This is a genomic window from Nonomuraea sp. NPDC005730, from assembly GCF_040630865.1.
Classification (GTDB): domain Bacteria; phylum Actinomycetota; class Actinomycetes; order Streptosporangiales; family Streptosporangiaceae; genus Nonomuraea.
Window position 1 is genome coordinate 88014 of record NZ_JBEXYK010000013.1, and the last position, 23683, is coordinate 111696.

Sequence of the window (23683 nt, forward strand, 5' to 3'; positions counted from 1 at the left end):
GGGCTCAGCGCATGGCCGATTTACGCATGCTCTACGAGCGGCAGGCCGACGGTCCGCTGGTCAAGGGCGACCAGGTGGACGGGATGCCGGTGACGGGGTTCGCCACGGCTCTCGAATCCGGTCCCGACGACCGGCTCCTCCTGGCCGGGGACGAGGCCTGCTCGCGCATCCCGACACGGCCGATCCCGCCGCGCGAGGATCCGGGCATCAAGCGGTGCGGCCCCCAGATCGCTCACCGGATCGCGGAAGCGGACGTGACGGACGCGGACGACGTCAGGCCGGGGCTTCGCGCGGCGGTGAGCAGAGTCGTCGACCAGCGCCCTGAGCCGGGCCGTTTCGTGCGATCGCTGGTCGCGGAGTTCGCGCGGCGGGACTGCGCTCTGTGGCTCATCGGCGGTGCTGTTCGGGATCTCGTGACCGACCCGGCCCCGGCCGTCAACGACCTCGACTTCGCCGGCACGATGCTGACCGGCGAACTCCACGCCCTGGCCCCCGAGATGCTGGCTCTCAGCGGCCTGGGAGACCACCGCCCCCACATCTCGCCCGGCCGGGTCCTTTCGGTCCAGGACGGCATGCCGGGCTCCGAGCGGATCATCGAGTACAAGGCGCTGTCGCAGCACGGGTTCCGCTTCCCCGCCTCAGGCGGCGACCTGCTCGACGACGTCGGCACGCGTGATCTGACGATCAACGGACTCTACTATGACCTGCGGCGGCACGTCCTGATCGATCCGTCGGGGCGAGGAGTGCGACATCTTCGCGCCATGCCCAGGACGCTCGCGCCTGTCCACGCCGGTGATGACCCCGTCGAGCGCGCGAAGGTCGTCATCCGAACAGTGAAGTTCGCCGTCCGATCACCGGACGCGGACCTGTCGGAGGCGGCCGCGTGGATAGATCGCCATCTTGCCGATCTGGCTCGTGAACTGCCCGCAGACATGCGACGCAGCCTGCTCGGCTTCTGGGGACGGTGCATTCCCAAGGAGCAGACGTCAGAAGCGCTGCGGGCGGTGGAACGGCTGGGTGTCGTGGCGGGCTCGCTGATCCAGGCCGTGCGGGAGGGGGGCCGTCATGCCGGCTAAGCCGCTCAGCAACTGGGTGCGCCCGGCCGCGGACCCCTACGGCGACGTCAACGACGGAGACGAGAGGGCCGATGCGCGACAGCTGCCGCATTTCGCGCACGGGTGGCGGCACGACCGCGCGGACGGGGCTCTCGTTCTCGTGCATGAGCGGACCGGCGAGAGGCTCGTCGAGGTGGACGAGACGTGCACGCCGATCCGGGTCACGCGGGAAGGGCTGCGCGTACTGCGACGCATCGAGGACGCGTGGCCGCACGCGCCCTGGGACGCGGAGTCGATCGCCGTGCTGGCACAGGAGGATCGGCCGCTGCGATACCTGCTGCTGGCGCGGCTCGTGACGGAGGGCGAGCCGCTGCCGCAACTCTTCCACGTGCTTCCGTGGGAGCTGGTGACCCGGCTGGCGGAGCAGGTACGGGCGACGCTGAGCGGGCCTGCGGCTGTTCCCGGAATCCTGTTACGGCACTGGTTCGCCCCCGCCGGATCCCGCTTCACCGCGGCGCTGGATCAGCTCGCGGCCGGCCTGCGTTCCGGTGACGCCACCGCCGCTCGGGCCGGCGCCACCGCACTGTGCAGCCGGATATCCGAGCTGCAGGCGGCGCGGGTGCCCGCCGTGACGCGTGAGGCGTTGTCTCTCCTGCTTCTGGACCTCCCCGGCCGCGATCCGTTGCTGTCACACTTCGCCTCGCGGAGCGCGGAGAGACTGCTGGAGGCGGCCGATGTCGGCGAGGGGCCCGTGCGCGTGCCGATCGCCCTTCCTCCCGCGGCCGACACTTTCGGCGTGCGCCGGATGCGCTATCGGCTGCGCAGGGACCCCTTCGCGGTCGAGGCGGTGGTCACCAGCAGTGGAGTGCTGGAGCTCAGTGTCACCGCACGGCTCGATCCCGGCCGTGCCGGCTACGTCGCCGAGACGTATGGTGTCGTGGTCTCACGCGTGGACGTGGGCCCGCGCACCTTTCTCATCCCGCTGGACCGGCACGCCGACGGCTTGTCGGGCACGCTGCCTGTGCGGCTTCCACCTCGCGAGTTCGACGTGGACGTGACCCTGCCCGCCATCGGTGGCTTCGAGGTGGCCGGGCTGAGCGAGGAGGACCTGTCGCCCTCGCTCCCTGCGAGCCTGCCCCGGCCCGCCCTGCGGTTGTGGCGCGAGCTTGCCGCCGCACTGCGTGACGATCACGTCCTGCACTCCCTGCTGGCCCGCCTTTCGGGGGATGTTCTGTGAAGGACGAGGACGTCAGGAGACTTCTCTGCGACTCAGCCGCCGCCGAGTGCAAGGCCGTCGACCTCGTGGGGCCTGGGATGCCCTTCACGAGGTTCGTCCGGGCCTGCGTCGCCGACGGGGACATGGAGTCCCTCGCCCGGATCGAGAAGGGCGGCACCGCCCTGGAAGACCTGCTCGGACAGCTGCCGACGGTCTTCTATCCGGATTTCCTGGACGGCAACACGTCTGTGCCGTCCGCGATCATCGTGGCCCGCCGGTTCGCCGGCTTGGCCTTGACCTTGTTCGAGGCGGAGGCGAGGGAGCAGCGTGTAGCGGCATGGCTGGACTGGCAGCGGCGCGCGTTCGCCTCCCCGATACCGCGGCCGACAGCCACCGGCGATGCCACCGACGCAGCGCTGCTCTGGCTCGCCGGCAAAGATCCTGGCATCGCCCCGGAGGCCGCGACGGGCGTGCTGTTCGCGACGAACGACGCTGGGCTGCAGGGCCGGCTCACGGCACGCCTGATTCCCGGCCGCCCACCCGGCCTGGCACCCGATCCGTCCCAGATGACGTTCTTCACCGCCGACGCGGACTTCCAGCGTGGGCTGGACACGGCATGGCGGCACGCGGGTGGACAGCTGCCCGGGCAGGTGTTGTGGACGATCGAGTCGCAGACCGGCGAGTTGCAGGCCGGACCCGCGGCCCGAATCGTGGGCGGCTCCCTGAGCACAGCGTTCGCCTTCATATTGAACGAGCTGCAACGAAGGAGCGGCCGGCTGCACGTGTTGACGTGGTCCAAGCCGCGTTCCCACCTGGCGATCGTCGGAGACCTCAAGGACGACGGCTCCGTCGCTCCAGTCGAGGGATACGGAGAGAAGGTGGCGGCGGCGGCGGGCATCAAGCGGCTCATCGTCCCTGCCCAAGACGTCGCGAAGGTGAAGACCCTGGCACCGCCAGGACTCGTGGTGCGAGGGGCGAGAACCTGGCAGCACGCGGCCCGGCAGGCCCGTCGACCCCACGGATGGAAGGCCCTCAGCGCGGCGCTCGCAGTGCTGCCATTCGCCATCATCGCCGGCTTCGGTCACACGAACTATGTCGCCGCCCAGGCTGCCACGCTACTGCGCCAGAGCGACGACGCATGGCCGCAAGATCTCGTGCTCGCTGGGCAACTGGCTGCGAAGTCCTGGTCACTGCGCCAAACGCCCGCGGCCCGTTACCGCATGCTCAGGACGGTCACCACTCGGGTGCGGGCGATCCTGCCGGTCGAGGACTCGGAGATCGTCATGGCGTTCAGCCCGGCCAACGACCGACTCGCCACCGCAGGCAGGAACGGCGTGCTCAAGCTGTGGAATCCGCAGAGCGGGGACGATGCGATCACCACGAGCCTCATCGGCGCCGAGATCTCGGGGCTGACGTTCAGCGCGGACGGCTCCAGGCTGGCGGTCGCCCTCTCCGACAGGACGGTACTGCTTCTTGACCCTGCCACCCTGCGTCCCCTGTCCGAGCCGCTGCGGCACGACAGCCCCGTCCTGTCGGTGTCGTTCAGCCATGACGGCCGAACCCTCGCCACCGTGACCGAGGAGGGGACGATTCGCTTGTGGGACGTTGAGCGGCGACGTCCTTCCGCGCCGCCGTTGAGGACGGAGCCGACCGGGCAGATCACCATCGTCGCGTTGAGCCCCCGCGGCGACGTCTTCGCCACCGGTGGCATCGACGGCGAGGTCCAGCTCTGGGATCTCGGTACGCGCAGGCTGATCAAGACGCTGACCGGCGGCAACTCGTCCGTCAATGCGGTGGCCTTCACCCCCGACGGCGCCAGGCTGGCGGCGGGCGGCACGGACGGCGTGGTCACGCTGTGGGACGTCGGCACCCGGACAGCCGTCGCCGCGTTCCGCCACGACCAGAGCGTCACGGGCCTGTCCTTCAGCGCCGACGGCAGGACCCTGGCCTCGTCCAGCACGGACATGACGGCCCGGCTATGGGATATGGAGACCCTGCGGCAGCGCGGCGCGCCCTTCAACGGCCAAGGACGATACCTCACGGCGGTAGCGCTCGCCCCGGACGGCCGCACACTGGCCACGGCTGTCCAGGGCGGCACCGTATGGCTGTGGGACGCGACCTCCTGGCAGCCGGAGGGCAAGCTGCTCCCCACCCGCCACGAGCGGGTGACCGTGGCCTACCACCCGGACGGGCGACTGGCCGTCGCGGACGACAGTGACGTCAAGGTATGGACCCCGGCGGCCGGCACCTACACGTCGTACGCTCACCCGCAGGAGGTCAGGGCCGTGGCCTTCAGCCCCGACGGACGAACCCTGGCCACCACAGGCCGAAAGGATGCCGTGCGGTTGTGGTCGAACGGCGGCGTGAGAGCCATATCGCCCTCGACCTCCGGGGTCTACAGCGACCTCGCCTACAGCCGGGACGGCAGTGTCATCGCAACCGGCGGCGGTGGGCAGGCGCAAGTGTGGGACGCGGCCGGCGCCGAGCCCATGACCAAGCCGTTCGGCATGGGCATCCTTGGCCTGGCGGTGGGCGGCGAGCTCTTGGCCACCGGGGATTCCCGCGGCAACGTCGAACTCAGGACCATGCGGGAACCGGACAAGCCCGGAAAGGTGCTGAAGACCGGTTGGTCGCACACTGCCGAGGTCGACGTGAGCGCCGACGGCAAGCTGGTGGCCGCAGCCGAGGGCCAGACCGGGCAGGTGGGCATCTGGGACGCCGACACCCGCCGGCCTCTCCGGAACTTCGTCGTCAAGACGTCCGCGATCTACCACATTGCCTTCAGCCCCGGCGGAAGGATGCTGGCTGCCGGCACCAGCAACGGCGAGGTTCATGTCTGGGACGTCGATGACGGCGGATTGCTGGCTCCTCGGCTCCGCGTACCAGGTGGCGTCACCAGCCTGGCCTTCAGCCTGAACGGCGAGCGGTTGGCGATCGCGACTGTGTCCGGTGTGCAGATCTGGCGCCTGGACGTTCCCACCGACCCCCTTCGCGTCATCTGCTCGATGACCCAGGAACCCGACACGGAGTACTGCCCAGCCTGAGCAGGAGGTATCGCAGCTTCATCTGCACGTCGATCTCCGCACGCTCGACAGGTGAGATGTTCCGAGATGTCCACGAGTGGCGGACTGCCCGGCCACGGTGACCTGGCCGGGGTCATCGGGTACGGCACACCGGCCGAGCACGCGTTCACCGCCGCGCCGGACGCCCTGTGCCTGGCCCTGCCCGACCCCGGCGAAAGCGGCGTGCCATCAGGAACCAGGCGATGAGCCGCCGAACCGCCGAGCCCCGGGCGGCGCTGGGAACAGCCGTGCGGGTTGTGCGCGGGACCTTGAGCGGGTGATGCTGGGGCGGCCCCGGAAGCGACACTTCGATGTGGAGGCCCATGGACGTGGTCAGCTTCGCCGACGTCCCGCCGCAGGAGCGGTTCGCCTTCTGGCGCGAGATGAGCTCGAAGATGTGGATGCCGCTGGACGCGTCCTGCGAACCACGCCTGGAAAGCGCGTTTCAGGCTCACGTCGCGCTCGGCGGGCTCGGCCTGGTGCAGGCGACCTTGCTGACCGCGCCGTCGCTGACGATCCGGCGTACGCCCCGGCTGATCCGCCGCTGCGACCCCGAAACCTTCTTCGTGACCTGCACCGTCCGGGGTCACGCCGGCGGAGAGCAAGCCGGCCGGCGGGGGGAGCTGCAGGTCGGTGATCTGATGCTCCGGGACAGTTCGCAGCCCTATCTGACCACGTTCGAGTCGAGCGGCCCCGCCGACGGCCAGCTGCTGTCGCTGCAGTTCCCGCGCTCCTTGCTGCCGCTGCCCGAGCGGGGCCTGCGCGAGCTCAACGCGGTGCCGATCCGGGGTGACCGGGGGATGGGCGCGCTGGCCTCGCAGTTCCTCCTCCAGCTGGCCCGGCACCTGGAGGAGTTCAGCCCGGCCGAGGCGACCCGGGTCTCCACCCTGACCCTCGACGTCCTGACCGCCGCGCTGGCCGGTGCTCTGGACGCCCACAGCGCGGTACCGCCGGGCAGCCGGCGACGCGCGTTGCTCGCCCGGATCCACGCCTTCGTCCAGGCGAACCTGGGCGACACGGACCTGACCCCGTCCGCGATCGCCGCGGCACACCACATCTCCCTGCGGTATCTGAACAAGCTGTTCCACGCCGAAGGACACACCGTGGCCGGCTGGATCCGCGAGCGCCGCCTGAAGCAGTGCCGCCGCGATCTCGCCGAGCCGCATCTGGCCGGCTACCCGATCAACGCGATCGCCGCCCGGTGGGGGTTCACCAGCCCCGCGCATTTCAGCCAGGCGTTCCGCGGCGCCTACGGGTTGTCGCCGAGCGAGTTCCGCCGGCAGTGCACGAGGTAGTGCCCGCAGGCTGAACATCCGTGCCCGCAGCCGTAAGGCCCGCTCCGGCCGCGGCGGGCATTCTTTTGCCTGGACGGGGTCAAGAACGCCGAGACCTCCGATCGCGTCACACGGGGGCGTCACGGGAACCCCATGAGCAAAGGAGAAACCCCTATGAAGACAGCGGGAACGTTCAGGAAGGGCCGCCTTCTGGGTGCCTTCCTGACGATGGCGACCGCTCTCGCGGTCACCACGACGGTCGCGAACCCACCTGCTTCGGCCGAAGTCGCGGATGCCCGGAAGGTGGCCGGGATCAGCAGGTGCCTCGGGCTCTGGGCCCAGGACGGCAGGATCAAGCTCCAGCACCAGAGCCGTTGCGGCCCCAACGGCTCCTACCACATCCGCGTCTGGAGCCCTGGTCGCAGCACCAACAGCGGCACCTACACCTACAGCGGCGTCGCCCTGACGTTCAACAACCCTTGGCCGGTGCCTGCGGGCACCAACATCTGCGCCGAACTCTGGCACCACGAGCCCGGCGGCGGCTATTCGAGCTGGGGCCTTCCCTGCGACACGATGTGACGCCGGGCTGAACCACCGCGCGGGAGGCGGCTGCTCCGGTGGCCGCCTCCCGCGTCCGTCGTGCGCGGGGAGGTCTTCGGGGCAGTGGTGGCGGGCGGCGCGTGGTGATGGTGGCCCGCTCGTACGGGCGGCCGCTGGTCCGCCGGTCTCCAGGTGGCCAGGGCGGTCAGCGGTCCGGCCGTGGTGAGGAGGCCGCCGACCCAGTTGACCGAGCTCATGCCGAGGCCGCCGTCGATGGCCGCCCGCCCAGGTGGATTCCGACGGCGCTGCCCAGCGTGAAGGCGGAGATGTTGGCGGCGGACGCCACGTCCGGCGCCTGACCCGCGGCCGTCATGACCCGCAGCTGCACAGGGGCGACCACGGCGAAGGCCGCGGTCCCGAAGACCGGCATCATCACGACCGTCGCCGGCCTGCTCCCGACGGCGAAGGTCATCGCGAACGCTCCGACGACCATCGCCCAGATCGCCAATGGCAGCCTTCTCATCGCGCGCTGCCTACATGGCGGGCCGCCTGCCCCGCCTGGTATCAGGCAGGACGATCCCCCTTGGACCGTCTACGCCCGACCCGTCAACGGGACGCGTGGGAGGCCCCACCGGGAGGCACCACGGCCACCGGGCACGCCGCGTGGTGGAGCACGCCGTGGCTCACCGACCCCAGCATCGTGGAGGCGAACTCGCCCAGCCCGCGCGAGCTCACCACGACGAGGTCGGCCGTGGACGAGGCGTTCCTGAGGGCGGCGACGGGATGATCGCACACCTGCTCGTCGACGATCCGCACGTCAGGGTTCCCGTCCCGCCACGGGGTCACCTGCTGGGCGGCGTCGCGGGCGTTGTCCTCGAAGCTCTCGCCGAGCATCCTGTAGGCGGAGGCGTACGAGGACAGGATCGGCGGCCGCCAGGCGTAGAGCACCAGGAGCTCCGCTTCCTGGGCGCGTGCCTGCCTCAGGGCGTACTCCATGGCGGCCGGGGACTGCCATCCGTCGTATCCGACCACGATCCTGCCGTGGCGTATCGTGGCGGCCTCACGGACGACCACGACCGGGCTCGCGGCGTGCCCGGCCAGCGCCAGGCTCGTGGAGCCGAGCACCATCCCGGCGAAACCGCCCCGCCCTCTGCTGCCCAGCACCAGGCTGTCGGCCTCCGCCGACTCCCGCACCAGGTCGTCCACCACCGGCCCGGACAGGATCTCCGTGCCGATCTCCACGCCGGGGGCCAGGCCGCGCGCCCGGTCCGCCGTCGATTCCAGCATCCCGGCGCAGTATTCGGCCGTCCCCGCGTCGCCTGTCCACGGCTCGCACACGTGCACCAGCCGCAGTTCCAGCGAGCGCCTGCGGGCGTCCGCCGCGGCCCACTCGACGGCCGCCATCGAGGGCGGAGAGCCGTCCACGCCCGCCACGATCCGTCCAGTCATCTGCCGCCTCCCCCGAGCCCCTGCCCTCTCCCTACCCCGAAGCCGCCCACCGCCATCCGCCCGGCGGCCGTGGGGGCGCTGCCGCGGCGGAGGTCCCCGCGACCGCTCGTGGGCCGAGCCTCACAGGTCCGGGAACCCCTGGTCTGTTTCGCGTGCCGTGGCTTCTCCGCCGACGGAGGCGTGTTCCGGTCGCACCGCGGTCAGCTTGTACTCGGGCATGACGTCGCGGTGTCGCCTCGCGTTGACCCCGCTGACGGGGAAGTGGAAGGCGCAGAAGACCTGGCCGGGGTGCACGTCGTCGCTGAGCCGGAGGGGCAGCGCTGGGCGCATGACAACTCCGGCGGCATGACGCGGGCGACCGCGTCACCGTCCGAAGCCGCCGTCCCGTGAGCAGTATCAGCCCGGATGCACGGTCGGCCAGGGCGCGGAAGGCGTCGGACCGGCTGCTGGGCGGCCTGGCTGTCTCGTGGGGGATGTACGGGCTGCTGTGTGGGCCGCGGCCGGGATCTGGCTGCCGGGACCGTCCGTGCTCGCGCTCGCGACGGCTCTGACGTTGCCGCCCGCACTGGTGTCCTTGGTGCTGCACCGGAGGTGGGGGCATCGGGGGTGGTGCTGGGTTCTGCGGTCACTGGATCCGGACGCGGTCATGATGGTCCTGGCCCTCCTCCTCGGCCCGTTCCGCTGGCTTGAACCGGTCTTCTGGGTGGCGGTCTGGCCCTTCCGTCAGATCCTTCGGTTGTTCGTCTGGATCGGGCGGGTTCTGTCGGCGTCGGGCGATCTGTAGCGCTTGCGTGCGCGGCCGCCGTCCGACAGGAACGACGCCGGCGTTCGTTCCCTCGGTCGAGCTCCCGCCTCCGGTCGTGCTGGAACTCCGGCCTTCAGCTCGGCGGTCGTGAGGCCGGTGGTGAGGGGGCGGTGAGTTCAAACGGCCGCAGCGACGGCGGCGGCGATGAAGAGCACCTGAAGGGCCGTGCGGGCGGGCAGCGGGGTCACGGGCTTCCCGGCCAGCGTGAGGCCGCGGCGGGCCGCCGAGACGTTGGCCGGGAACATGGCGACCATGAGCAGCGCCAGCCCGATCGCCGCGTACGGCGCGACCGGCGCGAGCAGCAGCCCCGCGGCGCCGGCCAGCTCCAGGACGCCGGTGAGGGTGACCAGCAGGGCCGGCCGCGGGAACGACGGCGGGATCATCGCGACGAAGTCACGGCGCCACGAGGGCAGGAAGTGGGGCACGCCGGTGAGGACGAACATCAGGGCCAGGGCGCCTCGCAGGGCCGGCTGCCAGGCGTCGAGTGCGTCGATGCCGACCAGGCCGGCGAGCCGCAGGACGACGAAACCGGCGGTGAGCGCGATGAACGGAACCATTCCGTCCTCCAATCTTGTCGTTGGACAGATTGGAGGAGGTTCGTCATCTTGTCAATGTCAAGCTAGGGTGTGGTCGTCACGCTGAGCCTTGGAACGCGGAGGTGAGGAACATCAGCCAGCCGTCCTACCACCATGGCAACCTGCGGCGCGTCATCATCGACGCCGCGCTGCAGGCCATCGGCGAATCCGGCCCGGCCGGATGGAGTCTGCGCGAGCTGGCCCGCCGCGCCGGCGTCTCACACGCCGCTCCCGCCTACCACTTCGGCGACAAGCAGGGCCTGCTGACGGCCGTGGCCGCCGAGGGCTTCACCATGTTCGCCGACGCTCTGGAGAACGCCGCCTCCGACGTGTGGGAGGTCGGCGTCGCCTACCTCCGGTTCGGCCTTGACCACCGGCCCTACTTCGAGGTGATGTTCCGGCCCGAGCTCTACCGCGTGGACGATCCCGGCGTTCGATCCGCGCAGCGGCGCGCCGCGGACGTACTCAACACCAGCGCCCGCTCGCTGTCGCCGAGCCCGGAACACGACCGGACGACCACGATCGCCGCATGGTCGCTGGCGCACGGCTTCACCACCCTGTGGCTGAGCGGCGCCCTGCCGGAAAGCGCGGACGGAGACCCGGAGGCCCTGGCCCGCTCGATGCTCCGCCTCGTCCTGGGCGCCGTGGCGGGCGGACCGGACGGCCCGTGACCCGGCGGCGTCAGTGACCGTTCGGAACCGGGTCGCCCATCAGGTGGGTTGCGCGTTCCGTGCGCAGATGGAGTGCCGTGCGGCCCATGCGTTGTGTCGACACCAGGCCCGCACCCCGCAGTGCGCCCAGGTGTTGTGAGACCGCGCTCGGCGTGATGCTCAGGCGGGTGGCCAGGGCCGCGGTCGTCAGAGGTTCGGCCAAGGCGGCGAGGATCTGCGTTCTCGTCTGGCCGAGCACCGGGATCAGGCCCGTCAGCGCCGGTCGGGGCGACTCCCAGAGCAGGCCGACGCCCATCGCCGGATAGCGGATCGACGCGGCGGTGACCGGGGCCTTGTCGACACCCACGTCCGGCCAGTTGAAGACGCTGGGCTGCAGGACCAGGCCATGCCCGCCGGTGTCCACCGTGTACACGGAGTGCGGGGTGCGCCGGCCGTGGACCACCAGCTGGCCGTCGTCCCAGGCGATGTCGCGGTGCAACTCGGCGAACAGCGCCTGCACCCCGCCCTCCACCAGGGTCAGCGCGCGCCGGCCGATGTCGGCCTCCAGCACGGCGCACATCCGGCCCCACTGTGGCGCGATCAGCAGTTCGTGGCAGCGATGCAGCGCCTCGGCCAGCCGTGGCAGTACCGTCGCGGGCTCGGGGGCGTCCTCGGCCGGCATGCCCAGGACCGCGCCGTACTCGTGCCGGAAGAAGTCCTCCTGCGTGGCGCGTACCAGGTCCAGCTCCGTCGCGATGGCAGGCAGGCGCTGAGCCGGTGCCGGGAACAGGAACGACGGCAGCGGCCCGGCGATCAGCGCGCGCAGCAGCGGCAGCTCGCTCTCGCGCGCCAGCAGCGGGCGCGCCTGGCGCACCCAGGACCGGTGGACGGCATGACCGCCCGTACCGAACAGGATCCGCAGCGCCAGCACCGTCTCGCCCAGCGGTGAGACGGCGAATCGCACCTTCGCGACCGACGCCGCGGTGAACCTGATCTCGACCGCCATCCGCCCTCATCATGTAGGTGTGGCTAAACGATAGCCGAGGCGCGGCGTCTCCCCGCAGGCTGGCGGGCATGGACTTCTTCACCTCCTACGACGGCATCGAGCTCGCCTACCACGTGTTCGGCGACGGTCCCCCTGTGGTCTGCCTGCCCGGCGGGCCGATGCAGGCTTCCGCCTACCTCGGCGACCTCGGGGGCCTCTCGGCGCACCGGCAGCTGATCATGGCGGACCTGCGGGGCACCGGCCGGTCCGCCGTGCCGCCGGACACCGCCTCGTACCGTTGCGACCGCCTTGTCGATGACGTCGAGGCCCTGCGCGAGCACCTTGAGCTCGACCGGATGGACCTGCTCTCCCATTCCGGGGGCACGAATCTGGCCGTGCTCTATGCGGCCCGCCATCCGGAACGCGTCAGAAGGCTCGTCCTGGTCGCTCCGAGTGTCGCCGCCGTCGGCATCGGGATCACCGAAGAGGTCCGGCGGGGGACCGCCCGGTCGCGCGAGGGCGAGCCCTGGTTCCCGGGGGCGTTCGCGGCCCTGGAGAAGGTCATGTCAGGGCAGGCCACCCGTGACGACTTCCAGGCCATCGCGCCGTTCTGGTACGGCCGTTGGGACGAGACGGCCCAGGCGCACAAGGCCGCCGAGGACGAGCAGCGGAACAACGAGGCGGCAGCCGTGTTCGGCTCCGACGGCGCCTTCGCCCCCGATGCCACCCGTGCCGCGCTCACCCGCTTCACCTCGCCGGTGCTGCTGCTCGCGGGCGAGGTGGACCTGAACTCCCCTCCCGCCGCGGTGACCGAGCTCGTCGCGCTGTTCCCGCACGCCGAGCTCGTCGTACAGGCCGGGGCAGGGCACTTTCCGTGGCTCGACGACGCCGACCGGTTCGTGGCCACCACCTCGGCGTTCCTGGGCCAGGCGCCCCTGCCCGGCGAGGGGCCCTTGGCTACCGTCTGCCGGTCTTCATCGAGCGCTCGCTGAGGCCAGGCGGGTTGTGAGGGTTCGCCGGACGGCCGGCCATTCGGATGCGACCACCGCGAACATCGCCGAGTCCCGGAGCGAGCCAGGTGAAGCCGATCTCGATCGCGCGCAGGGCCGGCCGATCCGGCCATGGCCGCGGGTCCCGGAATCCGGTGCACCCCACGGCCTTCCCGTCACGCACCCGGATCTGCGCGAACGGCGTCAGCCCACGCCTGGCCAACTGCGTCGCCACGTAGGCCCGCATCTGCCTCCCGCTGGGAACCAGCGTGAATCCGTAGGACACCCGGTCCTCCTCGGCCGCCGCGGCCAGGTCGACCGCGTGCTCCATCGTCGGCGGCTCCAGCCGCACCAAGGAACCGGCGAGCACGGGAACATCGAGCTGAACGCTCATCAGACCTTCCTCATCGTGCCTGGCGTTGGCACCTTGCCCGGACCGGGCAGGTTGCCGGACCGTCACAGGGCCAGGTCCCTCGGATCCTCTGGATGATCACCTGAGGCCGATCCTCCCCAACGACCGACGACCTCGTCAACACAGGAGGGCGACGGCGGCAGCGCGGAAACCCCAGCCGGACACAGCCCGGCTGGGGATTTCTGGTCGGGGACCTGTCAGCCGTCAGCTGGTGAAACGTCCCTCACGGGTGTACTTGCAGGCCCCGCTGAGGCAGTTGGGGCTGGAGCCCCAGCCGTCGTCATAGCTGACCCTGCGGTGCAGCTTGATCTTGCCCTTGACCTCTTCCGCCTGGAGACCGGGGCCGACCTTCCTGTCCGCCTGCTTCCACCAGCTGGTGCCGTTCCAGTAGTACAGGCGGTGCCGGGCCCACAGGTAGCTCGGCGAACCCGCCGGCAGGCAGTTGAAGATGAAGCTCTCCGCGCGACGCTCCTTGAAGCCGCCGAAGTCGGGGGTGGTGAACGACTTGGGCGCCAGGCCGGCCTGGCCGTTCTCGTGCCACAGGTGCCAGCCGAAGTGTTCGGCGGTGCATGAGCCGGAGAGCACGGCGCCGGCCGGAGCGGTCAGGCCGCGTACGGTGACCGGCTCGCTGGTGATCCGCCGTCCCCGCAGTTCGGCGGGCAGGTCGGCGCCGTGGTCGTCGACGAGCCGCTGGGGCACCGGCACGTCGGGCGGGGTGATCTCCAGGTAGGTCTGCAGGTAGCTGTTGCTCCGGTCCCAGTCGATGAGCGGCGCGCGGCCGATGATCCCGAGCTGGGACATCCCCACTTCGTCGGAGGGCTGACTGTCGGAGAAGGTCACGGTGAGACCGGTCGTGTACTCGATGGACGCGAGGGGGATCTCCCGGTCGCTTCTCTCGGGTTCGGCCGCGGCCGGGGAGGAGGCGAGCACCATCGTGGCGGCGGTTGCTGCGATGAACCTCATGTCGCTCCTTGCGGTAGATGACGGCCCGCGCAGAACGTTAGGCATCGGCCCTTTCAACGGCCTTGAAAATGAGCCCGGCACATACTTCCGGCGCGCCGGGCCGGAACGTGGCTGAAACCCTCGCGGCGGCGTCATCGGCTCATGGAACCACGGTAAGGGTGAGGGTGGCCGTGTGGTCGAGGGCGACGCCGTCGGCCAGCACCGTGATCGGGTAGGTGCCGGACGCGGTGCTCGCGCCGACCGTGACGGTCAGCGTGGAGGTGGCGCCGGTGGTGATGCTCGCCGGGCTGAAGGAGGCCGTCATGCCCGCCGGAAGCCCCCTGGCGTACAGCGAGATCTGCTGCGGGCCGCCCGAGACGACGGCGCTGCCGACGGTGACGCTCACGGTCTGGCCGGGCTGCACGGCCGCCGCGGTGGGGTCGACCGCGACCGAGAAGTCGCACGTGTACGGCTCCCCGGCGCGGACGGGCACGCGGACGGCGTTCCACGCGGCCTTGACCGTGTTGTACTCCAGGCACGACCCGGGGAACATATCCAGGGCCGCCTGCAGCGAGGCGCGGCGGGCCATGGTGTGCGGCCAGGAAGTGGTCTTGCGCAGCAGCGTGCCCATGTAGATCTGGCCCGCCTTGCGCGCACCGAGCCCGACGATGGAGGAGGAGTCGCAGGTCGGGCTGGGCGGCTGACCGTTGGTCGGGTTGCTGCCCTCGGCCAGCAGGTAGAACCAGTGGTTCTGGACCCCGGCCCCGACATCGGGCGGCATTGACGGCACCGCGCTGCTGAAGCAGTCGGGGTGGCCGGGGATCAGCGACGGCTTGTACATGTAGCGGATCGGGCCGGTTCCGTCGACGTTGACCTCCTCGCCGACCGTGTAGTCGGGCGGGTCGAGGGTGGCGGGCTGGTTGGCGTACTGCTCGGTCAGCGCGCCGAAGATGTCGCCGGTGGACTCGTTGAGTATGGCCTTCTCGTTGTCGCCGAGGTCGATGCCGGGCGTGGTGGCGAAGACGGCGTGGCCGTACTCGTGCGCCACGACGTCCATCGCGGTGAGCTGGCGGCGGTTGTCGGAGGTGTGGCCGAAGACGGCGTAGTTGCCGTTCCAGTAGGCGTTGACGGCGTTCAGGCCGACGCGGGCGGGGTAGCCGTCGCCGACGCCGTTGAAGCCGGAGCGTGCCAGCCACGCCTTGAGCATGTCCCACTCGGTGTCGATCGCGTAGAGCACGTCGACGCAGGCGGTTTCGAAGTTGGTGCCGGTGCCGTTGCCCCAGTTGTCGTCGGGCCCGGTGTAGGCGGAGCCGTTCTGGCCGCCGCAGCGCACGTTCCGCCGTACCGGGTCGATCATGGCGAAGGACGCGCCGGTCCCCATGGTGCCGATGGTGACCGGGTTGCCGTTGTAGTAGCTGTTGCCCACCCCCTCCTTGACCTCGTCGGACTTCAGGACGACCGCGCCGGTCAGCGCGTCGACGAAGACGTGCAGCTTGCTCTCCCTGCCTCTGATCGCGCCGTGGACGAGCACCTCGTAGGCCAGCCGGCCGCGTCCTTGCGCCATGACGACCAGCCGGGGTGTGGCGATCGAGGAGACCGCGGGCAGCTGGCTCCCGGCCACCCGGGCCGCTTCGGCCGCGCTGAGCCTGGGCGTGGTGGCCACGTCCAGGGGGCTGTCCTGGGAGACGGAGGTGCTCAGGACCTCGCCGGAGGCGGCGCTGACCACGACGAAGTCGCCGCCGTAGACGGGCAGCCCCGCGTACGTGCGGCTGTAGGGCGTGTAGCGAAGGCCACCCTTTCCTTCGATCGGGCTCTGCCGGACGTACGCGTCCTCGGGTGAACTGCGGAGCGGTGCGGGCCTGGCCTTCACCAGGAGGTCGGCGGGATCGCCTTTGGAGGCGTTCGCCGAGCCGGGGACCGAAGCGGCCACGAGCACACAGACGGCACTCGTGACCAGGGCTAACACGGTATTGCTTCTCATGCGGGCGCTCCTTTTGCGCTGGCGGGCGATGAATGGGGTCACCTGCATTTGAGTTGATGAACTACAAGAGGTCAATATCGAGGTAAATAGGCGGAAGAATCGGGATTAATCACCGTTAGGACCTGTAATTGGCCGAGCCGGGATTCGAGCGCCGAGGCGAACTCCCGGCTTGGCAGCGCCCAGCCGGGCGCGGGCCGCCGGTATCTGAGGCGCGCCGGACCCGCTCGGGAGGGGAGGCCACACACATCCCCAGGAGGCGCCCATGCCCAGGATCGGGCTCGAATGGCAGTTCCAGCGTAACGAGCTGAAGTTTCTGGCAGATTCCACGAACGGCTGGCAGGCCGAGGAGGCCCTGCCGTCCAAGGGACGGGTCTGCTTCTGGCAGGACCCCGGGGTGATCATCGAGTCCGACGGCGGCGACGTCGAGATCATCACCGAATCGGTGACGACGTGGGCGGCCCTGCGCCGTCAGCTCGTCTTCATCGGCGAGCTGCTGACCCTGCTGACGGGCCGTTCGCCCGACACCACCAAGCTTCCTGACACGTTCCTGCGGACCGACGAGCAGGAGGGCGACGCGACGACCGGCTCCAGGCGGTCGAGCAGGATCCGGACGAGCGTCAAGATGCAGGCCGTGCGCGTGGCCCAGGGGCACCTGAGGACCCACGACGACGTCCAGCCGACCGATGGCCTGCGCTTCGTGCCGAACACCAACGTGGGCAACATCATCACCGTGTCCCTGGCGGCGCCCATCAAGAGGTGCGACTTCAACCTCGCCGGCAACCCGGTGATGACGACCGTCTACGCCAAGGGCGACGTACTGGCCTTGACCGCCGGCAGGGACCTCGTCCACGGCACGGCTCAGGCCACCCTGGACGTGCCGCTGGCGGAGCTGCCCGACCGGCTGGGGATGCTCGGCTTCGATCCGAGTGACCGGGTGGGCACGTGGCTGAAGGGGCGCCACCAGACGGCCAACCTCATCGGGTTCGTCACGCTGATCCAGTACATGCTGTGGGTCTTCGCCCATCAGAACCTCACCTCCGGCGACGGGCCGAAGGCGGGCTTCGCGCTGCTGCCGCGGACCAACCTGCGCTCGGTCTACATGAACGCGCTGACGGAAGTGGAACGGTCCGCCTTCGACGCCATGGTCAACGCCCTGTCCGACGGGGACAAGGATTCCCGGGTGTGCCCCCGGCCGTACGGTCTGGGCGGGCGGCAGACGTATGACAACCAGCTCAGCCTCTTCTGGTGGCTGCGGTCGATCCAGGCCGGCGACCCCGGCCAGGGCAACGAGACGCTGGCCCTCCACATGAGCGGCGACGGCCCGCGCGGCATCGCCTACGATGCGATGTCCCCGCCTCGCGGCTACCCCGCGCACGAGGGCTTCCCCGGGCGACCGGCGGAATGGTTCACGTACTCCATGGGCCAGAAGACGACGCCGTACAAGGCGTCGCACGTGGTCGTGGAGTACCGGCAGACCGACCTCTTCGGCCTGAAGAACGGTATGGGAACGTACGAGCAGTTCGTCACCGCGGCGATGGTCGCGGCCGAGAGCGCCGGTCTGGACATGCCGCACTGACGGCTCAGGTGTGGGCGGGCGTGGGCTCGGCATCTCCCACCAGGTAGATGTCGGCGAGGGTGACCGCGTCGCGGTGGACGGCCGGCGGCGGGTCGGCTTCAGGCTTGTGGCCCGCACGGACAGGCCGTCCGGGCCAGTAAGGTCGGCGTCCATGTACCCGGTCACGATCGCCTCCCCGAGGCTGGCCCTGCGGGAGTTCGCCCCGACAGACGTTGACGGGCTTCTGGCCGTCTACGGCGATCCGCAGGTCACCGAGCACATGAGCTTCGGGCCCCGCGACCGTGAGCAGGTCGAGAGCACCGTAGCCGGCGTGATCGAGACGGCCCGGAACGACCCGCGGATGGACTACTGCCTCGCCGCGGTGCTGCCGGACGGCGAGCTGGTGGCGTTCGCGCGCATCTCGATCGACTTCGGCCACCCACTGCAGAACAGTGCCCAGATCGGGTTCGCGCTGCGCTCGGACCGGTGGCGTCAGGGATTGGGCGCCGAAGTCGTACGTCTGCTCCTGCGGCTCGGGTTCGAGCAGCTCGGCATCTACCGCATCTGGGGTGCGCGAAGCCCGTTCAACGAGGCGTCCGGGCGGGTCACGAGCAAGCTGGGGATGGTCGAGGAGGGTGTCATCCGCGGGCACCTGAAGCTGGCCGGCGGGTGGCGGGATTCGGTCGTCCACTCCATCCTCGCTCCCGAGTGGAAGGCGGCGTCCGGCTGAGCGAGCCAGAGTTCGTCACGGTGGAAGGGCATTTCCTCGTGGCAGGCATCCCGTGATGCGATCCTCGAAGCGAGAGGAGGCGACGTGACCGGCGGCGGACACCGAGGCCAGGACCCGCGTTCAGGAGAACGGGCCACGGACGACGACGTTCAGGCGGACGACGGGCGCCACGCCGCCGCCCTGGTGGCGGTGTGGCCTCTGCTCGGATTGCGCCTTGCCACCGAACGCCTTGGACTCGCCGTCCCCACCCCCGCTGACCTCGCGGATCTGTTCGACGCGGCCGCCGCCATCCAGCCACCTGGCCAGGCCCGCTTCCAGCAGTCCTTCCTCTACGGCTCATCACCTCCACCTGGCCATCCGCCTGGACGGTACCGCCATCGGCCTGCAGAGCATGTGGGCGACAGACTTCGCGATCAGCAGGACCGTCGAGACCGGATCCTGGATCGGCCTGGCCCATCAGGGCCGGGGCTACGGCACCGAAGCCCGCATGGCCGTGCTTGAGCCGGCCTTCACCCGAGCTCCTCTGCGGCTGGCCGGTTCTTCATGGTCAAGGCCAGGAGGATTGCGCCGGCGGTGAATGCGGCGGCGACGGTGAAGGCCGTGGTGACCCCCTCGGTGAGGACCTGGTGGGCCGGTCCGTGCGCAGCGCGTGTGGCTGCGCCGAACACCGTGACGAGGATGGCCAGCCCCAGCGCGCCACCGATCTGCTGCATGACATTGAGCAGGCCCGAGGCGGCGCCGGCGTCCTCGGCCCGGATCCCGGAGGACAACACGGTGGTGGCTCCCACCAGCAAGGTGCCCATGCCGAGACCGGCGATCATCATGGGGCCGAGCAGTGCGGAGACGTAGCCGGTCTGGGGCGTCAGCCGCGTCATCCACAGCAGGGCGAGGCTGATCGCCGCGGCGCCGACGGCGATCAGCGTCTTGGCGCCCAGGCGCGGCAGCAGCCGGGCGGCTGCCGCGGAAGAGGCCAGGATCACCAGGGCCAGCGGTACGAAGGCGAATCCCGCCTGCAGCGGGCTGTATCCGCGGACCTGCTGCAGGAACTGGGTGAGAAAGAAGAACATGCCGTTGCCCGCGGCCAGCACGAACAGCAGCACGACGTAGCCGCCGGCGCGGTTGCGGTCGGCGAACAGCCGCAGCGGGACGATCGGCTGCCGGGCACGGGACTCGACGGCCACGAACAGGACCAGCAGGACGGCCGCCACGCCGAGCGCGCCGAGCGTGATCGCGTCGCCGAAGCCCTGCTCGGCGGCGCGGATGAAGCCGTAGACGAGCGCGGTCATGCCGAGCGTCGAGGTCAGCGAACCCGCCAGGTCGAAGCGGCCCGGGTGGCGCTCGGTCTCGGTGACGAACAGCGGGGCCAGGATCAGCAGGACGATGCCGATCGGCACGTTGACGAACAGCACCCACCGCCAGGAGATCCAGTCGGTGAGCATGCCGCCGGCGATGAGGCCGATCGCGGCGCCGGAGCCGGAGACCGCCGCGTAGGCCCCCAGTGCCCGCGCCCGGCGCGCAGGGTCGGGGAAGCCCACGGTGATGAGGGCGAGCACGGTCGGTGCGGCGACGGCGGCGCCGATCCCCTGACCGGCCCGGGCCGCCAGCAGCATCCCGGCCGATGTGGCCAGCCCTCCGGCCAGTGAGGCGAGGGTGAAGACGGCCACCCCGCCGACGAGCGCCCGCCGTTGGCCGACGATGTCGCCCACGCGACCGCCGAGCAGCAGCAGCCCGCCGAAGGCCAGCATGTAGGCGTTGAGCACCCAGGACAGGCCGGTCGCGGAGAAGCCGAGGTCGTGCTGGATGTCGGGGAGGGCGATGTTCACCACGTTGGTGTCCAGGATGAACATCGTCTGGCAGATCAGCACGATGGCGAGCACCAGGCCGGGGTTGCGCTGGTGTCGGGCGGCACCTGCGGGCCCGGATCCCGCTCTCGCCGCGTGCGTGCTGTGCTCGGTCATGGCACTCCTCAGAAGGGTGTCCGAAATAAACGAGGAGGTTCCTCGCTTTCGGTGGGCTAAGATATGAGGAGCTTCCTCGTTTTGGCAAATGTGTGGAGGGTTCCGGTGGTGGATCGATCGACGCAGGCCCGGCCCGTAGGGCGCAAAGACGCGCGGCGCAACTACGAGCGGCTCCTGGCGACCGCCCGGACGGCGTTCGCCGAGCACGGCGTCGGCGCCTCCCTGAACGACATCGCGCGCACCGCCGGTGTCGGCAACGTGACCCTCTACCGGCACTTCCCGACCCGCCAGGCGCTGCTGGAGGCATTGCTGGGCGAAAGCCTGCGTGGCCTGCGGGCGCGCTCGGACGAGCTGCTCGCCTCACCGTCCCCGCGCCAGGCCCTGACCACCTGGATGACGGCCGCGGTCGAGCACGCCCTGGCCTATCGCGGCCTGGTCGACGCCCTCGTCGACAGCCTCGCCGACCCGGCGTCCGAACTCCACGCCACCTGCCAGGCCGTCAAGGCCGCCGGGGCGCAACTGCTGACCAGGGCCCAGGAGGCGGGGACGATCCGGCCCGATGTCGACGCGTCCGCGCTCTTCTCCCTGATCGCTTCAGTCGCCTGGGCGGTGGAGCGGACCCCCGCACACCGTGATCAGCTTCTCGCCGTCATGTTCGACGGGCTGCACCGCGGGGTGGATGAGCACGTCTGAACCCGCCGGTCCATGAGGCGGGGCTCAGCGGCCCGGCTCGTCGCCGGTGAACGTCGCCGCCTCCGGCGCGGCCGCGAAGACGGTACGCAGCTCGGCGAGCAGGTCGTCGAGCGTGGGGTCCGGCGAGGCGGTGGTCCAGCCGCGCAGGGCGGCGTGGAAGGCCGCCACCAGCAGGTCGAGCGCCAGCCTGGGCCGCTGGTCGCGGGCGCCGAGGCCGAGCCGCCTGCGCAGGGTGGTCTCGAAGGCCGCGCTGGTGCGGTCGCAGAACTGCAGCCCGTGCGCGGCGATGGACGGCGTGCGCTGCGACAGCTCCTGGCTGAGCCGCACGCGGGCCACCCATTCCGGCCCCTCCGCCGACATCCGTCGCACCGCCGCGAGCATCGCCTCCTGCAGCACCTCCAGCACGGGACGGCCGCCGAGCGGCGCGTGCTCGACGTCGTCGAGGAGCGCGGTCCACAGTGCCTCCAGCGGGGCGGAGGCGACCTCCTCCTTGCTGGCGAAGTTGCGGAAGAACGTGCGCTTGGAGACCTCGACCTCCGCGCACAGCTCGTCGAGGGTCACCTGGTCGAAGCCGCGCTCGGTGAACAGCGCGAGCGCGGTGTCCACCAGGGCGGCCCTGGTCTTGAGCTTCTTGCGCTCGCGGAGCGGCAGCAGGTCGGCGGTCATCGTCCCCCAGTGTATCCGGAGCGCATATGCCTCCTATAGGCTTATGCCACTCAGTGGCATTTTGGAGGATGTCGTCATGCGCGCTCTGATCGTCGACCGTTCCGTTCCCGGTGGCCTGCGGGTGGGCCAGGCGCCCGACCCGGTGCCGGCGCCCGGCCAGGCGCTGGTCCGCGTCACCGCCACGTCGCTCAACTACGGCGAGGTCAGGCACGCCCTCCAGGAGGCGCCCGAGGGCGCGGTGCTCGGCTGGGACGCCGCGGGGGTCGTCGTCCAGGCAGCGGCCGACGGCTCGGGGCCCGCCGCGGGCACGCCCGTGGTCACGCTGGGCTGGGACGGTGGGTGGGCCGAGCTGCGGGCCGTCCCGACCGACCAGATCGGAATGGTGCCGCAGGGCGCGGACCCCGGCGCGATCAGCACGATCCCGGTGGCCGGCGCCACCGCGCTGCGCGCGCTCGACCGCCTCGGGCCGATCCTGGGGCGGCGCGTCCTGGTCACCGGCGCGACGGGCGGCGTCGGCCGGTACGCCGTGCAGCTCGCCCGGCTCGGCGGCGCGTACGTCATCGCCGCCACCGGCGACCCGGACCGGCACGGCGACGGGCTGCGCACGCTCGGCGCGGACGAGGTCGTCGCCGCCCCCGCCGAGAGCGGCGGACGACTGGACGGCGTCCTGGACATGCTCGGCGGGGCTCCGCTGGTCGAGGCGTTCGACCAGCTCACCGAGGGGGGCACGCTGGTCGCCGTCGGCCACTCCACCGGCGAGGGCGAGAGCTTCCCGTTCGGCGCGCTGTTCGGCGGGGCCGACCGCCACGACCGCTCGCTCGTGACCTTCCACCTGCTCTACTGCCACGGCCTGCACCGCGACCTGACCTGGCTGGCCGGACAGGTCGCGGGCGGCACGCTGAGCCCGGAGATCACCTGGCGCGGCGGCTGGGACGACGCCGCCGAGGCGGCGACCGCCCTCCTCGACCGCCGCGTGCACGGCAAGGCGGTGCTCGACCTGGGGTGACAGCAGGCCGGACGAGTGAGGTACGTCAACGCCAAGGCGATCGGCCTGGAGCACGAGGGTTTCCTGGCCGCCGGCGGCACCTGGTACACCGAGACGATGTCCGCACCACATCGGCTGCGACGGGGACCACCCCGAAGCGGACTGCCCGGCGCACGGAGCGGGCTCGGTCTGGCTGCACACCGAGCCGGGCGAGGGGGCGCCCCTGGTGGTGTGCTCGGGCGGCCCGGAGCCGGATCAGCCGATCGGTGGGGCGAGGTATTGCAGCGCGTAACCCTCGCCGGAGGGGGTCACGCGGGCGATGCCGGGTGAGTCGAGATGGGCGCCGGCCACGAAGTGGTGTGGCCGGCTCAGTCGTTCGAGCAGCGCCGCTCGCGCGGCGCGGGCCCGGGGCTGGTCGCCGTCGAACTCCCAGGACACCTTCGGCTGGTCGAACTGGAGCGTGGGGACGTGAACGGTGTCGCCCCAGACGAGAAGGTGGCCGGCGTCGCTCCTGATCTCGTAGACGGTGTGCCCGGGGGTGTGGCCCGGCGTCGGGAGCGCGGTGGCCCACTCGTTGATCGCCACCTTCTCCGACACGGGGACGACCCGGTCGCGGATCGGCTCCAGCCGCCGCCCGGTGAAGACGGAGGTGTCGCCCGCGCCGATCCACACGCGCTCGAGTTTCGGGAACGCCTCTGAGTCGTCCGGCGCGATCAGGCCGCTCACGTGGTCTTCGTGGTTGTGGGTGATGGCCGCATCGGTCACCTCCGCGCGGTCGACCCCCGCTTCGTCGAGCGCGTCGTAGATCAACCCCATGGTGGGGTCGTGCCAGGCGTTGGACGCGCCGGTGTCGATGAGCACCGACCGCGTGCCGTCGGTGACGTAGAAGGCGTTGACCGACAGCCGCAGGTTGTCGCCGGCCAGCGGGACGGCGGCCGGCAACTCGTCGAGCGTGCGCCCGTCCTCGTCGCGGAGCCGTGTGGGCGGCATGTCGATGTACCCGTCCCGCAGCGAGATCACCTGCAGCTCGCCGAATTCGAACGTGGCATGGAGCCGGCCACTCGAGATGAAACGCATGGAACCTCCGTCATGTCGGGCACGCATCGCCCGTCTTCGATAGAAGACTCTATCTCCTTTAGAAGAAACCCTACAATGTGGGAC

At 70.8% G+C, this 23683-nt stretch carries 25 protein-coding genes and 1 riboswitch; of the genes, 14 read left to right on the forward strand and 11 right to left on the reverse strand.

Annotation, left to right across the window (positions count from 1 at the left end):
• Positions 1-26 precede the first annotated feature (26 nt).
• The 6 genes from ABZ444_RS18495 (at position 27) to ABZ444_RS18520 (ending at position 7186) form a co-directional block, all read left to right on the forward strand.
• Positions 27-1076 (forward strand): hypothetical protein, encoded by a 1050-nt coding sequence (locus tag ABZ444_RS18495; protein ID WP_357997872.1) that lies wholly within the window; start codon positions 27-29, stop codon positions 1074-1076.
• Entirely contained in the window at positions 1066-2292 is a 1227-nt protein-coding gene (locus ABZ444_RS18500) for a hypothetical protein (protein WP_357997875.1), read from the forward strand. Before ABZ444_RS18495 ends, ABZ444_RS18500 begins: the two co-directional genes overlap by 11 nt.
• Entirely contained in the window at positions 2289-5315 is a 3027-nt protein-coding gene (locus tag ABZ444_RS18505) for a WD40 repeat domain-containing protein (RefSeq protein ID WP_357997878.1), read from the forward strand. The genes ABZ444_RS18500 and ABZ444_RS18505 overlap by 4 nt, the downstream gene beginning before the upstream one ends.
• Before the next feature lie 66 nt (positions 5316-5381).
• On the forward strand, positions 5382-5540 hold the full coding sequence (locus ABZ444_RS18510; protein ID WP_357997880.1) for a hypothetical protein: 159 nt from the start codon (positions 5382-5384) through the stop codon (positions 5538-5540).
• A gap of 116 nt (positions 5541-5656) precedes the next feature.
• Positions 5657-6628, forward strand: a complete 972-nt coding sequence (locus tag ABZ444_RS18515; protein ID WP_357997883.1) for a helix-turn-helix domain-containing protein — start codon at positions 5657-5659, stop codon at positions 6626-6628.
• A 153-nt stretch (positions 6629-6781) separates the two neighbouring features.
• Positions 6782-7186, forward strand: a complete 405-nt coding sequence (locus tag ABZ444_RS18520; protein WP_357997886.1) for a hypothetical protein — start codon at positions 6782-6784, stop codon at positions 7184-7186.
• A 214-nt stretch (positions 7187-7400) separates the two neighbouring features.
• Here the strand turns inward: ABZ444_RS18520 and ABZ444_RS18525 are convergent, their stop codons facing one another.
• From ABZ444_RS18525 to ABZ444_RS18535, 3 genes are all read right to left on the reverse strand, one after another.
• A complete protein-coding gene (locus ABZ444_RS18525; protein ID WP_357997889.1) occupies positions 7401-7670 on the reverse strand; it encodes a hypothetical protein in 270 nt (89 codons plus the stop codon).
• A gap of 83 nt (positions 7671-7753) precedes the next feature.
• Entirely contained in the window at positions 7754-8596 is an 843-nt protein-coding gene (locus ABZ444_RS18530; protein WP_357997892.1) for a universal stress protein, read from the reverse strand.
• Positions 8597-8716: 120 nt separating this feature from the next.
• Positions 8717-8926: a hypothetical protein gene (locus ABZ444_RS18535; protein ID WP_357997895.1), complete on the reverse strand. Its 210-nt coding sequence runs from the start codon at positions 8924-8926 to the stop codon at positions 8717-8719.
• Between the two features lie 196 nt (positions 8927-9122).
• Here ABZ444_RS18535 and ABZ444_RS18540 point away from each other — a divergent pair, with 196 nt between their 5' ends.
• Positions 9123-9380, forward strand: coding sequence for a hypothetical protein (locus tag ABZ444_RS18540; RefSeq protein WP_357997898.1), 258 nt, complete (start codon positions 9123-9125; stop codon positions 9378-9380).
• Positions 9381-9517: 137 nt separating this feature from the next.
• Here the strand turns inward: ABZ444_RS18540 and ABZ444_RS18545 are convergent, their stop codons facing one another.
• Complete coding sequence (locus ABZ444_RS18545; RefSeq protein WP_357997901.1) at positions 9518-9958, reverse strand: DoxX family membrane protein; 441 nt, start codon at positions 9956-9958, stop codon at positions 9518-9520.
• A gap of 101 nt (positions 9959-10059) precedes the next feature.
• Between ABZ444_RS18545 and ABZ444_RS18550 the strand changes: the two genes are divergently transcribed.
• Complete coding sequence (locus ABZ444_RS18550; protein ID WP_357997904.1) at positions 10060-10647, forward strand: TetR/AcrR family transcriptional regulator; 588 nt, start codon at positions 10060-10062, stop codon at positions 10645-10647.
• Positions 10648-10657: 10 nt separating this feature from the next.
• On the opposite strand, the gene ABZ444_RS18555 is transcribed toward ABZ444_RS18550, so the two are convergent.
• Positions 10658-11632, reverse strand: coding sequence for a DUF5937 family protein (locus tag ABZ444_RS18555; RefSeq protein WP_357997907.1), 975 nt, complete (start codon positions 11630-11632; stop codon positions 10658-10660).
• A 68-nt stretch (positions 11633-11700) separates the two neighbouring features.
• Here ABZ444_RS18555 and ABZ444_RS18560 point away from each other — a divergent pair, with 68 nt between their 5' ends.
• Positions 11701-12603, forward strand: a complete 903-nt coding sequence (locus ABZ444_RS18560; protein WP_357997910.1) for an alpha/beta hydrolase — start codon at positions 11701-11703, stop codon at positions 12601-12603.
• Here the strand turns inward: ABZ444_RS18560 and ABZ444_RS18565 are convergent.
• From ABZ444_RS18565 to ABZ444_RS18575, 3 genes are all read right to left on the reverse strand, one after another.
• The gene (locus ABZ444_RS18565; protein ID WP_357997913.1) at positions 12569-12994 is read right to left on the reverse strand and encodes a GNAT family N-acetyltransferase; all 426 of its coding nucleotides are present in this window, start codon (positions 12992-12994) and stop codon (positions 12569-12571) included. The two genes, ABZ444_RS18560 and ABZ444_RS18565, sit on opposite strands and share 35 nt — an antisense overlap.
• 7 nt (positions 12995-13001) lie before the next feature.
• A riboswitch (SAM riboswitch) is annotated at positions 13002-13093 on the reverse strand.
• A 123-nt stretch (positions 13094-13216) separates the two neighbouring features.
• Positions 13217-13975, reverse strand: coding sequence for a hypothetical protein (locus ABZ444_RS18570; protein WP_357997915.1), 759 nt, complete (start codon positions 13973-13975; stop codon positions 13217-13219).
• A 139-nt stretch (positions 13976-14114) separates the two neighbouring features.
• On the reverse strand, positions 14115-15935 hold the full coding sequence (locus ABZ444_RS18575; RefSeq protein WP_357997918.1) for a M4 family metallopeptidase: 1821 nt from the start codon (positions 15933-15935) through the stop codon (positions 14115-14117).
• A 262-nt stretch (positions 15936-16197) separates the two neighbouring features.
• Between ABZ444_RS18575 and ABZ444_RS18580 the strand changes: the two genes are divergently transcribed.
• The 3 genes from ABZ444_RS18580 (at position 16198) to ABZ444_RS18590 (ending at position 18797) form a co-directional block, all read left to right on the forward strand.
• Positions 16198-17511 carry a hypothetical protein gene (locus ABZ444_RS18580; protein WP_357997920.1) on the forward strand — a complete coding sequence of 438 codons (1314 nt, stop codon included), beginning with the start codon at positions 16198-16200 and terminating at the stop codon, positions 17509-17511.
• A 151-nt stretch (positions 17512-17662) separates the two neighbouring features.
• Positions 17663-18220, forward strand: coding sequence for a GNAT family protein (locus ABZ444_RS18585; protein WP_357997923.1), 558 nt, complete (start codon positions 17663-17665; stop codon positions 18218-18220).
• Positions 18221-18449: 229 nt separating this feature from the next.
• Positions 18450-18797, forward strand: coding sequence for a GNAT family N-acetyltransferase (locus ABZ444_RS18590; protein WP_357998115.1), 348 nt, complete (start codon positions 18450-18452; stop codon positions 18795-18797).
• Here ABZ444_RS18590 and ABZ444_RS18595 read toward each other — a convergent pair.
• Complete coding sequence (locus tag ABZ444_RS18595; protein ID WP_357997926.1) at positions 18730-20178, reverse strand: MFS transporter; 1449 nt, start codon at positions 20176-20178, stop codon at positions 18730-18732. The two genes, ABZ444_RS18590 and ABZ444_RS18595, sit on opposite strands and share 68 nt — an antisense overlap.
• A gap of 108 nt (positions 20179-20286) precedes the next feature.
• Between ABZ444_RS18595 and ABZ444_RS18600 the strand changes: the two genes are divergently transcribed.
• Positions 20287-20871, forward strand: coding sequence for a helix-turn-helix domain-containing protein (locus ABZ444_RS18600; protein WP_357997929.1), 585 nt, complete (start codon positions 20287-20289; stop codon positions 20869-20871).
• A gap of 24 nt (positions 20872-20895) precedes the next feature.
• On the opposite strand, the gene ABZ444_RS18605 is transcribed toward ABZ444_RS18600, so the two are convergent.
• A complete protein-coding gene (locus tag ABZ444_RS18605; RefSeq protein WP_357997932.1) occupies positions 20896-21537 on the reverse strand; it encodes a TetR family transcriptional regulator in 642 nt (213 codons plus the stop codon).
• A 76-nt stretch (positions 21538-21613) separates the two neighbouring features.
• Between ABZ444_RS18605 and ABZ444_RS18610 the strand changes: the two genes are divergently transcribed.
• Positions 21614-22543, forward strand: coding sequence for a zinc-binding dehydrogenase (locus ABZ444_RS18610; RefSeq protein WP_357997935.1), 930 nt, complete (start codon positions 21614-21616; stop codon positions 22541-22543).
• A gap of 234 nt (positions 22544-22777) precedes the next feature.
• Here the strand turns inward: ABZ444_RS18610 and ABZ444_RS18615 are convergent, their stop codons facing one another.
• The gene (locus ABZ444_RS18615) at positions 22778-23599 is read right to left on the reverse strand and encodes an MBL fold metallo-hydrolase (RefSeq protein ID WP_357997938.1); all 822 of its coding nucleotides are present in this window, start codon (positions 23597-23599) and stop codon (positions 22778-22780) included.
• Positions 23600-23683 lie beyond the last annotated feature (84 nt).